The following is a 12,268-nucleotide window of genomic DNA, read 5'->3' as shown; positions in this document are numbered from 1 at the left end:
GAGAGTAGATATTTCAGTTTGTATTTTATAACGGCGTATATTAGCAGTTTCCTCATCTAAAATATTTTGAGCTAGTAATGTTGATATGTGAGATAAAATATCTTTTTTTGTTTGTATTTCTTGTTCGATATTTTGCTTAATATCTTTAAAATTGGGTTGTTGTAATTGGGCTACTGCTTGAGGTAATTCTCGACAAATTTTAGTAATAGTTTGTTCTAAAAATGTTTGATAATTAATCGCTTTACATTTAGGATTTTGAGGACAATCATGACAGCGTAAATAAAGATATTCCTGTTTTTTATTCCTTTGAGTAACATGGGATATTGTCATAGAAAACTGGCATTGCTGACAGGTAACCAATCCTGCTAAAGAACGTGGTGCGCTGGCTGTACGAGATGCTAAACGACTGTTACGGCGCAATAAACGATCTATTTGGGCTGCGGATTCACGATCTAAAATTGCGGTATGAGTATTAGATATTATCTCGTTATTTTTTATACTTTAAATCTCCCCGATATACAGGATTGGTTAACCAGTTTTTCCCCGTAGATGGCGCAATTTTTTTACCGTATCTTTTCTCTAAATATCTAACAGCACCCCGAAGCGAACCAAATAAGATAAATCTTTCAAAAAAATCTTTAACTACTGGTGCAGTACTCTTATCAATAATATACTTATCCTGTCCTCGGCGATAGCCATAAGGTGCTTTACCAGGAGGGGGCAAAGTTTTGAGACGATTGCGGGCGTGTCCTTGCTTGAGACGGTTAATAAGTTTACTTTTAGTAACACTTTGGAGTAATTTGCTTAAATCTGCTTTTATTTCAGTGATTTCTCTTTTTTGCCAAGCAGAAGATTGATAATTTTGTAAATCGGCAATCACATCCACTCCTAATGATTCTAGCAGCTTAAGGCGATCGCATATTTCAGCGACAGTATCCCCCAATTCTTCTATTTGACGTAGCAAGAGGTACTCTGGAGGATTATCCTGACAATCTGCTATCAGTTTCTGCAATTCAGTACGTTGACCAAAATCTTGATACACACAATCCACTTTCCGTTGCCAATTATAAGCTTCCGCAGCAGACTCTAGTAAAGGATCGATATAAAGATAAGCAATGTTTGCCATTAAACAGTTATAAGTAAACAGCGATCAGTGAACATTGATAAATGATATATGGTAGATGATTGATGATATACGGTAAACGTTAAACAAATGAATACTTTAATTTTAGGTTGTGGTTATGTAGGTAGTCAGGTAGCGCGTCTCTGGCAAAAAAACGGTCATCGAGTTACCGCAACTACTACTACCCCAGAGAAGGTAGCAAAATTATCTCCCATAGCCGATCGCGTTGCTATAGTAGAAGGCAGCGATCTAAGTGCTGTTTCTCATGCGATTAAGGATCGAGAAGTAGTATTATTTTCCGTTGGTGCAAAAGGAAAAGATACTTATCGTCAAAGCTATTCAGAAACCGCTACTAATTTAGTTACTGCACTACAAAATAATAACAGCGTCAAACAAGTTATTTATACAGGAAGTTATGGGGTATTAGGTGATAGAAAAGGACAATGGACAGATGAAACTATCCCCGCCAATCCTGTAACCGATGGCGGTAAAATTTTAGCAGAAACAGAAGATATCTTACTAGCAGCAAGGTCAGAAAAACTCAAGGTCTGTATTTTACGTTTAGCTGGTATCTACGGCGAAGGTAGAGAATTAATTAAAATCTTTCGTCGTTGGTCTGGTACAACTCGTCCAGGTAAAGGAGATGACTATAGTAACTGGATTCATTTAGAGGACATAGTAAATGCTATTGAAGTAGCCAGAGACAAACAATTAGACGGTATTTATAACTTAGCTTGTGATGAATGTTTGACTACTGGTGAATTTTTTCAGCGTTTATTTACTACTCATAATATGTCTGGTATTACTTGGGATGCAACCAAAGATTCGACTCGTTCCTACAATACCAGGTTATCGAATCAAAAGATTAAAGATGCTGGAATGAAGTTTATTTATCCTGAAATTATTTTTGGTTAATTGTTAAGAGAATTCCAGAGCTTTCTGTTGCTTATAGGTGTAAATCCTTGTCATATTCAATTTGACCGTAGTCCAGTTTAATAATCCGATCTGCTACATGGAAATAATGGTCATCATGGCTAATTACCAGTATAGTTTTGCCTCGAGCGCGTAGATGTGGTAACAATTGACAGTAAAAGCTTTTTTTAAATACAGGATCTTGGTCGGCTGCCCACTCATCAAATAGATAAATTGGTCGGTCTTCTAAATAGGCTGTGAGTAAAGCTAGTCGTTTACGCTGTCCTTGAGAAAGTGCGGTGGTAGAAAGTTTGCCATGTTCTACTTTTACCTTATGGTCTAGCTGAAGCAGTTTAAGATACTTTTGGGCTTGAGTATCCAAATTGCTATCCTCTAGTCCTAACAGGTCTTCAAACAAGTAGAAGTCTGAGAAAACCACTGCAAAATTTTGGCGATACCATTCTCGATTTTGTTCTGTAATTGGCTCGCCATCAAAGACGATCTCTCCAGCTTCGGGAATATAAAGACCAGTAATGAGTTTAGCAAGGGTCGATTTACCACTACCATTACCCCCAACAATAAAAACTATTTCTTGAGGAGAAAATTGAAGATTTATTGGACCCAAGATAAAATTACTTGCTGGTTCTTCTGTGCGGTAAGTATGGGTTACACCTTTGAATTGTAAGTAATGCCAAGAGGACTTACGCTGAGGTGGCACTTTGACTACTTCTGCTCGACTAGCTAGAGATAAACCCAGAGATTCAATTTTTGACAATGCAATGCTGGCTCGACTGAACAGGGGAAGTTTACTAATGATACTTTCCATTGGTAATACCAAGTAGGTGAAGGTCAAAAGATAGCCCGATAGACTTTGGGGTGTAATTGACAGTAGATTAGGTAGTACGAAGATGACAAAACCAATCGCAAAAAAGAATATCAGTTGACCCAAGCTCGAAGTTGCAGCGAAAAAGGTCAAACCGTCAACATTATGACGACGGAATGAAGTGACAGTTGATAACAGTTGTTTTTCTAGGAAGACTTGGCGTCGCCCATAGTGCAGCTTAAGCTCCTTGATTCCTTGAGTAATAGAACCCAAATGCTTAAATAAGACATCTTGATCTTCACGAGCTAGGGCAAGCAATTTTTTTCCTCTGTTCAACAACCATTGACAAATGCTAATTGCCACCACTGCTAAACCAATCACCATTATTACTACCAACCAGGATAACCAAGTGATGTAAGCCATACAGCCCAAAACGATCGCTATATTGATGAACAGAGAAGGCATCTGATAAACACCATCAGCAACTGTTTGAACATCTTCTGTCAGGGTTGCCAAAAGTCGGGGATTTCCTAACTCTTCCAAATGGCTCAACTCAGAGGAAAGAATCTGACGACTCAAGCCCATCCGTAATTTCAAGACTGCATTCTGAGATAAGCGAATCAACATTACTTGAGAAATGATACTGGTAATTAAAGCAACTATTGCTAGTGCCACAAAACCCCCAATTGCGATCGCCAAAGAAGAACCAAGGTCACGAGATGCTGCACGACTAATCAAAGCAATTAAACCAGCACTACTGCCACCACTAAGGAATCCTGCAAATATAGCGATCGCAATCATCCCCCAAGAATAACGTAAAAGAAAATAAATTAAATTCATAAAAAATTCAGTATTGTTACCATTAAGAATAAACACTGTCTGTCTTCGATATTCCGTATCTTTACGCAATTGAACCGTAAAGGCAATAACCCCTCGAATTTGGTAATCACGCAGAGAGTACTTAGGGTTACTATTATCAATAATTATGTTTATCGCGCTTACAAGACAAAAACCAACTCATGAAAATTAGCGAACTTATTAAACAGCGCAGCCAGGAAAATTTTACGCTACACGAGGAACACCTAAATAACCAGATGGTACAAGTTTTAAAGACCATTGGTTTTAATCGCCGTTATGTCAAGGCTGAAGGAGCATATCTATTTGACGATCTCGATAACCGTTACCTAGATCTGCTCAGTGGTTTTGGGGTGTTTGCTTTAGGTCGCAATCATCCCCAAGTCATCCAAATACTACAAGATGTATTAACTGCCGACTTACCAAATCTGGTACAGTTAGATGTCTCCCTACTTTCTGGATTGCTAGCTGAAAGACTGGTTGCTGTTGTACCAGATGGCTTGGAAAGAATTTTCTTTGCCAATTCTGGAACCGAAACTGTGGAAGCTGCCATTAAATTTAGCCGTTACGCTACTGGACGTTCCAAGATTGTTTACTGTCAAGGTGGCTACCACGGGCTGAGTTTGGGTTCTCTTTCTGCTACAGGAGATCCCTATTTCCGAGAAGGTTTTGGGTCGTTATTGCCAGATTTTATTGAGGTTCCTTTCGGAGATCTAGCTGCTTTAGAAAAGGCACTCGCGGGTAAAGATGTAGCTGCTTTTATCACAGAACCAATTCAAGGACATGGAGTCTGGATTCCAGAGGAGTCTTACCTACCTGGAGCAGTAGAACTTTGTCGTCGGTACGGTGCGCTTTTTATCGCTGATGAAGTCCAAACTGGTCTGGGTCGCACAGGAAAATGGTGGGCTGTTGAACATTGGGGGGTTGAACCAGATATTCTCTGTATGGCAAAAGCTCTCTCAGGAGGGTTCGTTCCAGTAGGGGCAGTTGCCTGCCGACAGTGGATTTTTGACAAAGTCTTCAACCGTTTAGACCGAGCAGTTGTTCATGGAAGTACATTTGGTAAAAATAATTTGGCAATGGCAGCAGGACTAGCCACATTAGAAGTTCTTGAGTCAGAAAAACTAATTGAAAAATCTGCCCAGATGGGAGCAAGTATTGTTGCTAATCTCAAACCGCTTACTGAGCAGTATGAATGTTTGAAAGAAGTGCGTGGATTGGGTATGATGATAGCTCTAGAATTTGCCGAACCCAGTAGCTGGTCACTGAAAATGTCATGGAAAATGCTGGAATCAGCTAATAAAGGACTGTTCTCTCAAATGATTACCGTGCCTTTGTTCTCTCGCCATCGAATTCTGTCTCAAGTTGCTGGGCATGGCATGAATATTGTCAAGTTTATGCCACCATTAATATTGAGTGAAGATGACCATCGTTGGGTTATTGATGCTGTTAAGGATGTGGTTGCTGATGCCCATCGGGTTCCTGGTGCAGTTTGGGATTTTGGTAAGACCTTGGCAACTCAGGCAATTCGCATGAAAGTCGAGACACGTTAATAATATCTAATTAACGCCTGATGTGAATGACCTTCGCTTTAGACTTATTAGTTCGTAGCTATAAGCTAAAGATCGATTCACCTATTTTAGTCTATAGGTATTATTCTCGCTCTTCTCGTAACGCAGACTTGCTTTCTTTTACGATGATTTAGGCTCTATCAAAAGTAATTTCAATTCACATTATACGTAATTAATCAATCAATATAGATAGTCAGTATGGCGAGTTTATTTCATCCCCTATGTGGAAGTAATCCTAATACTTTATTAAAGCTGCTAACTACTAATGGAGCTCTTTCTACAAAGCGATTTTCCCAAATAGGATTTGCTTTGACCATCGCCTTGACACTCTGGCCATTTTCTACATTAGAGCGTGTTTTGATGGAGTTAACCCGTGGACGGCGTAGCCCAATTCAGGCTCCTATTTTTATTGTGGGTTACTGGCGTTCTGGTACAACCCATTTACATAATGTTTTAAGCCAGTCTCCAGAATTTGGATACATATCACCACTGGCAACAGGACTACCCTGGAATATTTTAGGAATTGTGAGGCTCTTTGAGCCTTTACTCGAAAAAGCTCTGCCCGAAGATCGTCATGTTGATAAGGTGGCAGTTAAACCCAATTCCCCTCAAGAGGATTCCATCCCCTTAGCTAGTATGGGGGCAGCATCTTATTATCACGGTCTTTATTTTCCCAAGGGTTTCCAGCGTCACTTTCAACGCGGTGTATTTTTTGATGAAGATAATCCTCAAGTCATAGAAAAATGGCAAAATTATCATATCCATTTATTAGAAAAAGTATCTATTCACCAAAAAGGAAAACAACTCCTGATTAAAAATCCAGTTTATACAGGACATATCGGCAAACTCAAAAAAATTTGGCCCAAGGCTAAATTTATTCACATTTATCGCAACCCCTATATAGTATTTCACTCAACTCATCATTTTTTTTCCCGACTGTTGCCAGAATTTGCCTTGCAAAATTATGATAACTTACCAATCAATGATTTAATCTTAGAGAGCTATCCACGCATGATGAAGGCACTTCAGTCAGATAGTGCTGATTTACCAGCTAACAGTTTTGTGGAAATTCGCTTTGAAGATTTTGAAATTAACCCCCTTAAAACAATAGAGCAGATTTATCAGACGCTGGAGTTACCAGGATTTGAACAAAACAGCGACCGCTTTGAAACCTATTTGTCAGATATTCAAGGTTACCAGAAGAATAGCTATTCATTTCAACCAAAGATAATCGAACTGATTGAATCTCATTGGCAACCATTTATTGAGCAATGGGGCTATAAAGTGCCGTAGGCTATATTTAACCAGATATGAGCATCCAACGAATTAGATTCATAATGTCAGAGAGAAACAAAAGACAAAAGCTATAAGTAGGGCTATTTTAGCAAATTTTGATATGCCCAAAGAGCAGCCTGAGTACGATCGCGCACTCCTAATTGACAGAAGATATTTGTCATGTGATTTTTAATAGTGCCTTCGGCGAATTTCAGTTCTTGGGCAATCTCTTGATTACTTTTTCCCAAACCTAAAAGTCTCAAAATTGCTAACTCTCGCTGATTAAATAAATCCCGCTCGTTCTTGTTGTCAGCCGAAGCGGATGGTTTAATCTGAGCAAATACTTTTGGCGCAATCGTTGGCCCTAGTTGACTATAACCTGACTGAATATTCCGAATAGCGATCGCAACTTGTTGATAAGGTGTACTTTTGAGCAGATATCCTAATGCACCAGCTTCGAGAGATTGAAACACATACTCGTCCTCGTCAAATGTTGTTAGTACCAGAATCTGAATCCAGGGGTACAAGTTATGAATTTCACGAGTTGCTTCAACACCATTACAAATAGGCATTCGCACATCCATCAGAATAACATCGGGTTGAAGTTGTTCCACTAAGGCGATCGCTTCTTGTCCGTGATTAGCTTCCCCGACAATCTGTAAATCTTCCTCTAGAGACAGCAGAGCAACTAACCCCTCTCTAAATAACTGTTGGTCATCTGCTAGCAAAATCCGAATCATCGTGGAATAGTAACTTGAATCAATGTTCCTTTTTCTGGGGTACTATGAATCTTTATTTGTCCTTCTAAAAGTTTAACCCGCTCTTGCATCCCTCTCAATCCAAAACCAGAATTTGGCATCAGAGGATTGAAACCAACTCCGTTATCCCATAACCCCAGTGTAATTGTTTCAGATGTGGATTGAGTCCAGAGCTTAATTGAAGAAGCTTGACTATGTTTTTGAATATTTACCAGCCCTTCTTTGATGATGAGATGAATTTGCTGGCTAACTTGTAACGGCAATTTTGGTAGATCGGTTCTCACATCGATTATGAACCTGTTGTTATAGTTTATCTGTTCGATCGAGTGTTTCAAAGCAGCATTGAGATCGAAATTTTCTTCTCTCATGGTTGAGAGAGCTTGACGTACTTCCTGAAGCGATTGATTTGCAAGGCTTTTAGCCGTATTTAGTGCCTGTAAGGATCGATCTGGATTTTTAGAATGTAAAGTCTGAGCTACTTCTAACTGCACATTAAGAGTTGTAAGTGTATGTCCTAAAGAGTCGTGGATGTCGCGAGCAATACGAGTTCGTTCGAGATCGGTAGCTAAGATTTCAACCTCAGCTGCTAAGGCTATGGCTTTTTGACGACTTCTTTGTTCTGCCAGTACTAAAAAACATAACAGCAAGATAAACGTGCTGAATGCTAAATAAGTCGTGATGCTGCCCGCTATACCTGACACAATCATGCGCCTTGGATCGGACAAATCCTCAGCTAAAATGTCGAGGGCGTTGTTGGTACGCATTAACTCAATCGCTATAGGTATGGTGAGGGCGTAACTAATTTGCCAAGCCACCCCAGTAGCAATCGTGGTAACGATCGTATCTTTATAGGGCAGCAGAAAACAGCTTTTGGCGAGAATCAAATATAAAAGTAAATCCCATCCTCCCCAAATATTCCAAACCGTAATGTAACGAGCCACGACTAGGCACAAGATCTCCATGGCGATATAAGCTCGTTGCTGCCAACGCGAACCTTCCCAAGGACAGACAAAGCTCAATCCAGCACAGATAGCCAGAGCCACAAATTCACCATAATTTCCTCCTGGCAGTGCATTTGCATTTATTCCTTGGTAAAAAATGCGATCTAGCAAAACATTAACAGCATGAACTGTTAAGAGTATCCACTCTATATATTGCAGAGTGCGACGGATAGAAGGAAAAATTTTTGAGATTGATAAGTTTAGGCTTGCTGCCATGATTTTTATTCTGCACAATTGAGCCTAATTCTACAAAAATTTACTTAATCGACAAATGACAAAAGTCATTTTTTTTGATGACTTGAAGCTATGGAAACAGACTGTTCGCCTCAGGTACTTTAGTCAAGTAAAGTATAATTTGATTTACAGAGCTTATGTTGAATCTATTAAAGTTTTTCCCAATCGGTATTATACTAGCTTGCGCTCTTGACTTACTTGTCGGCGAAGCGGTTATCAAAGATATATTTGCTAAAGATACGGTTACATCGAGTATTATTCTTGCTTCAGACAATGAATCCTCAATAACTCCCCAGAAACTCGTAACTGAAGCATTGCAGATTATTGAAAAAAGCTATATGGACGGCAGTTTTAATGGATTAGATTGGCAGCAAGTAAAAGCTGAAACCCTTTCTCGTCAATACGCTACATCAGAAGAAGCTTATGAGGCGATCGATTCTGTACTTAACCGCCTTGGCGACTCAGCTACTCGTTTTTTAACTGCTAAACAATTTGCTGACTTCCTTGCCGAAAATAGCGGTAAGGATTATGTCGGTGTTGGTTTACCCGAATTGCTATCTTTAGATTATGACGATGACGAACAACTAAGAATTATCACCCCCATGCCTAATTCCCCAGCAGCAGAGGAAGGTTTGCAATCTGGCGATCTCCTAACTGCCATTGATGGAGTTGCTACCAATAATATTAGTCTGACTGAAGTAGCAACGAAACTGAGAGGTACAGAGGGTTCTACGGTAAATTTAACTGTCGATCGTGATGGTTCGACTTTTGATGTACAGCTAAAACGCGAAATAATTGCAGCAACCCCTACTATTCGCACTGAGTCAATTGATCTAGAAAATATGCAAGTTGGTTACATTCATCTCGGTCAATTTTCGCAATCTTCTCCTCAAGAGATGAAAGAAGCAATCAATAATTTTAAAGAAGCAAAGGCTTTAATTCTCGATTTACGCAATAATCCTGGTGGTTCTATTTCAGCTACCCTAGAAATTGCTGGATTTTTTTTAGGAGAGTCTGAAATTGGGACGGCAGTAAGCAAAGCCGACTTTACTCCTTTAAATTCTACTGAAATACAGCTTACCGAGCAACCATTAGTCGTATTAGTCAATCAGGGAACTGCCAGTGCAGCAGAATTATTAGCAGGAACGCTTCAAGACTCGCAACGAGCTATTATTGTCGGCGATCCTACTGCTGGAAAAGGATTAATCCACGGTATCGAAACTCTGGCGGATGATTCGGCATTAGTAGTCACTTTGGGTAAGCTACTTACTCCGAATAAACGAGACATTCACAATTCAGGAATCGAACCAGATATCTTGGTAAATGCAGCTAGTTCTCCTTGGTTGGATTCTGATATTGAACCTACCTCTTTGAAAGATATTCAATATTTAGAGGCAGTAGAACAATTGAAAAGAACGACTACCAAAAAATTATAGCTGCTATTTCATACGATACGCCTGGAGTAAATGAGGAAGTAGAAAATTATGAGTTAGAAGTGATGCAATAATGTTAACCAAAAATTAACTAAATCTTTACCTAATCCCTCAGTTATCTGACAATGTTTATAGTTAGATGAGGCAATTGCAGTGTTAGAACCAATCAAGACTATAGAACTTTTTCAAAAATCACCTTCCCCTAAAACTTTTTCAGCAGGTTCGATTATTTTTCAAGAAGGAGAATGTGGTGATGTGATTTACGGTATCATCTCTGGAGAAGTAGAGATTTTGGTTGATGGCAAGGTAGTAGAGACAATTCAAAAAGGTGATGTTTTTGGTGAAGGCTCTCTCATTCACTTGGATCGCCAAAGAGACTCCAGGGCGATCGCCAAGACTGATTCCCTCTTAGCGTTTTTAGATCGAGAACATTTTATGTTTGCCGTGCAACAAACCCCTATGTTTGCTCTGGAAGTGATGAAAAGTTATTCTGACCGTCTCCGTCGTTTGAGGCATAAGATTGCGATCTAGCGCGGGTATGGTCGCTCGTTCTAAAGTAACTGGGTATTTCTCTTTCATTACAACAACACCCAAGCTAGTAGCTCATCAAGTTTGTTTTGAGAGATGAACAAGAGGTAATATGAGGGATGAGAAAGAGAAAGAATGCCCAAGAAGAAATCTATAATATCTCTCAAACCGACATTCCGCAGAAATTAAAAAGGGACTGAAGAATTAGTTTGAGAAATAAAAGACAAGTATCAAATAAACCTATTGTTTCCTTTGGTGGAGTCAAACAAATTAGCAATCTTACCAGCGAGGGAAGTCACATTCTTTAGTTATTTAATTCTTCTTGTCGTCAATATTATTTACTCTGCTAAATTTTTCTGTGGAATATCGATTACTACTATGACAATATTGTTAACCTCTTTTACTACTTGGCTACCCCATCAAAAATCTAATTCTTCTGATGATTTATTAAATATTGTAGAAAAACAAAATAAATATAATTGTTACTATTTAAGACAGCTTCCTGTAGAAATAGAAACTGCTAGTAAACAAGCGATCGCAATCATCAAGAAAATACAACCATCAGCAATTATTTGTTGTGGTATGGCAGAATCAAGATTTCAATTAACCATCGAATCTCATGCTAGATGCCAAGAAAGCTACTTACAAACCACAGTTAATTTAACTCAATTAGTATCTCAATTATCTCATACTTCTATTAGTAACGATGCGGGTCAGTTTGTTTGTGAAGAACTATATTATCAAGTGTTAAACTACCTGCAATTAAACAATTTAGCTCTTCCCTGTATTTTTGTTCATGTTCCAGTTTTGACTACCCATAACCAAGAAATAATCTTACCAGATTTTGCAAGTATTTTAGAATTTTTAGCCGAAAATTCTGGCGTATAAAATTGATACTTGCTACACAATAAAAAAGGTATTTTTCCTATATAAAATATCAATTCATGTCAGATGCAAGACTTGATTTGAATGGTCATAAATCTATTATCATTGTAATACCAAATCCGAATTATAGTCATTTCAATTAATTTCCTTACGTTGTTAAACATCATTCACGAGTAATGAATAGTGAGTAAAGAGTAATGAGTAATACCTCTACCTGAAGGAAGAGGATTCAACTTCATAAGATGCGCGTTTTTATTCTTTCTCCATAAATGGAGAGGCTTTATACCATCTTCGGGCTTGACTTATTATACGAAATCCGATTATAAAAGACCTGATATAATTCTCAAAAAGTAACCCAAAAAAATTAATGCCGAGAAAAGCTTATTTAGTAAAGCATAAGAGCTCAGAGGAATTGAAGCGAAAATACTTAAAGAGCAAAGACTCAGTAGAATCCAGAAGGTGGCACTTGCTTTGGAAAGTATCTTTGGGATGGACGATTAAAAATAGCGCGGTTGCAGTAGGGATAAATTATGATTATGCTCAAAAAATTGTCAGTAAATATAATAAACAAGGATCGGAATCAGTCAAAAATGGTCACAAAAAGCCTAAAAAACCAACTAGAGGGAGAAAATCTCTATTGACTCAAGAGCAACTGGAAAAGTTGAAACAAGAATTAGAATCGTTACCATCAGCAGAAGAGGGAATCTGGACAGGAGCAAAAGTAGCCCGTTGGATAGAAAAAGAAACAGGAAGAGAAAAAGTTGGGAATCAGAGAGGTTGGGATTACCTAAAAAAGTGCAAATACTCATGGCAAACTCCAAGACCACAACATAATAAAGGAGATAAGTTAGAGCAAGAGATATTCAAAGC

General features: G+C 38.6%; 12 protein-coding genes. 7 read left to right on the top strand and 5 right to left on the bottom strand.

What is annotated here, in order from left to right; translation table 11 throughout:
• Positions 1-420 (bottom strand): recombinase zinc ribbon domain-containing protein (locus tag H1P_RS38705; RefSeq protein WP_246142073.1); only part of this gene is annotated, 420 nt, incomplete at its 3' end.
• Between the two features lie 67 nt (positions 421-487).
• The gene (locus tag H1P_RS38700) at positions 488-1,126 is read right to left on the bottom strand and encodes a recombinase family protein (protein ID WP_246142072.1); all 639 of its coding nucleotides are present in this window, start codon (positions 1,124-1,126) and stop codon (positions 488-490) included.
• A gap of 87 nt (positions 1,127-1,213) precedes the next feature.
• On the opposite strand from H1P_RS38700, the gene H1P_RS34315 reads away from it, so the two are divergent.
• Positions 1,214-2,038: an SDR family oxidoreductase gene (locus H1P_RS34315; RefSeq protein WP_144876121.1), complete on the top strand. Its 825-nt coding sequence runs from the start codon at positions 1,214-1,216 to the stop codon at positions 2,036-2,038.
• Positions 2,039-2,069: 31 nt separating this feature from the next.
• On the opposite strand, the gene H1P_RS34310 is transcribed toward H1P_RS34315, so the two are convergent.
• Positions 2,070-3,698 carry a cyclic peptide export ABC transporter gene (locus H1P_RS34310; RefSeq protein WP_144876119.1) on the bottom strand — a complete coding sequence of 543 codons (1,629 nt, stop codon included), beginning with the start codon at positions 3,696-3,698 and terminating at the stop codon, positions 2,070-2,072.
• Between the two features lie 179 nt (positions 3,699-3,877).
• On the opposite strand from H1P_RS34310, the gene H1P_RS34305 reads away from it, so the two are divergent.
• Both H1P_RS34305 and H1P_RS34300 read left to right on the top strand, forming a co-directional pair.
• Positions 3,878-5,266: an aspartate aminotransferase family protein gene (locus H1P_RS34305; protein WP_144876117.1), complete on the top strand. Its 1,389-nt coding sequence runs from the start codon at positions 3,878-3,880 to the stop codon at positions 5,264-5,266.
• Positions 5,267-5,482: 216 nt separating this feature from the next.
• The gene (locus tag H1P_RS34300) at positions 5,483-6,577 is read left to right on the top strand and encodes a sulfotransferase family protein (RefSeq protein WP_144876115.1); all 1,095 of its coding nucleotides are present in this window, start codon (positions 5,483-5,485) and stop codon (positions 6,575-6,577) included.
• Positions 6,578-6,660: 83 nt separating this feature from the next.
• On the opposite strand, the gene H1P_RS34295 is transcribed toward H1P_RS34300, so the two are convergent.
• Positions 6,661-7,299, bottom strand: coding sequence for a response regulator transcription factor (locus H1P_RS34295; RefSeq protein WP_144876113.1), 639 nt, complete (start codon positions 7,297-7,299; stop codon positions 6,661-6,663).
• Complete coding sequence (locus H1P_RS34290; protein WP_144876111.1) at positions 7,296-8,534, bottom strand: sensor histidine kinase; 1,239 nt, start codon at positions 8,532-8,534, stop codon at positions 7,296-7,298. The genes H1P_RS34295 and H1P_RS34290 overlap by 4 nt, the downstream gene beginning before the upstream one ends.
• 155 nt (positions 8,535-8,689) lie before the next feature.
• On the opposite strand from H1P_RS34290, the gene H1P_RS34285 reads away from it, so the two are divergent.
• The 4 genes from H1P_RS34285 to H1P_RS34270 form a co-directional block, all read left to right on the top strand.
• Positions 8,690-9,988: a S41 family peptidase gene (locus H1P_RS34285; protein WP_144876109.1), complete on the top strand. Its 1,299-nt coding sequence runs from the start codon at positions 8,690-8,692 to the stop codon at positions 9,986-9,988.
• A 150-nt stretch (positions 9,989-10,138) separates the two neighbouring features.
• Complete coding sequence (locus H1P_RS34280; protein WP_144876107.1) at positions 10,139-10,516, top strand: cyclic nucleotide-binding domain-containing protein; 378 nt, start codon at positions 10,139-10,141, stop codon at positions 10,514-10,516.
• A gap of 375 nt (positions 10,517-10,891) precedes the next feature.
• Positions 10,892-11,401 carry a pyroglutamyl-peptidase I family protein gene (locus H1P_RS34275; RefSeq protein WP_144876105.1) on the top strand — a complete coding sequence of 170 codons (510 nt, stop codon included), beginning with the start codon at positions 10,892-10,894 and terminating at the stop codon, positions 11,399-11,401.
• Positions 11,402-11,864: 463 nt separating this feature from the next.
• Positions 11,865-12,268, top strand: a 404-nt coding sequence (locus H1P_RS34270; protein WP_222427398.1) for a helix-turn-helix domain-containing protein, incomplete at its 3' end; no start/stop codon positions are given.

Source organism: Hyella patelloides LEGE 07179, assembly GCF_900659865.1.
Taxonomy (GTDB): Bacteria; Cyanobacteriota; Cyanobacteriia; order Cyanobacteriales; family Xenococcaceae; genus Hyella; species Hyella patelloides.
Note: the sequence above shows the minus strand (reverse complement) of the source record. Positions and strands in the feature narration are given on the sequence as shown.

Coding starts and splice junctions, on each gene's coding strand:
- H1P_RS38700 (WP_246142072.1), bottom strand. CDS start 1,126: ATGGCAAACATTGCTTATCTTTATATCGATCCTTTACTAGAGTCTGCT.
- H1P_RS34315 (WP_144876121.1), top strand. CDS start 1,214: ATGAATACTTTAATTTTAGGTTGTGGTTATGTAGGTAGTCAGGTAGCG.
- H1P_RS34310 (WP_144876119.1), bottom strand. CDS start 3,698: ATGAATTTAATTTATTTTCTTTTACGTTATTCTTGGGGGATGATTGCG.
- H1P_RS34305 (WP_144876117.1), top strand. CDS start 3,878: ATGAAAATTAGCGAACTTATTAAACAGCGCAGCCAGGAAAATTTTACG.
- H1P_RS34300 (WP_144876115.1), top strand. CDS start 5,483: ATGGCGAGTTTATTTCATCCCCTATGTGGAAGTAATCCTAATACTTTA.
- H1P_RS34295 (WP_144876113.1), bottom strand. CDS start 7,299: ATGATTCGGATTTTGCTAGCAGATGACCAACAGTTATTTAGAGAGGGG.
- H1P_RS34290 (WP_144876111.1), bottom strand. CDS start 8,534: ATGGCAGCAAGCCTAAACTTATCAATCTCAAAAATTTTTCCTTCTATC.
- H1P_RS34285 (WP_144876109.1), top strand. CDS start 8,690: ATGTTGAATCTATTAAAGTTTTTCCCAATCGGTATTATACTAGCTTGC.
- H1P_RS34275 (WP_144876105.1), top strand. CDS start 10,892: ATGACAATATTGTTAACCTCTTTTACTACTTGGCTACCCCATCAAAAA.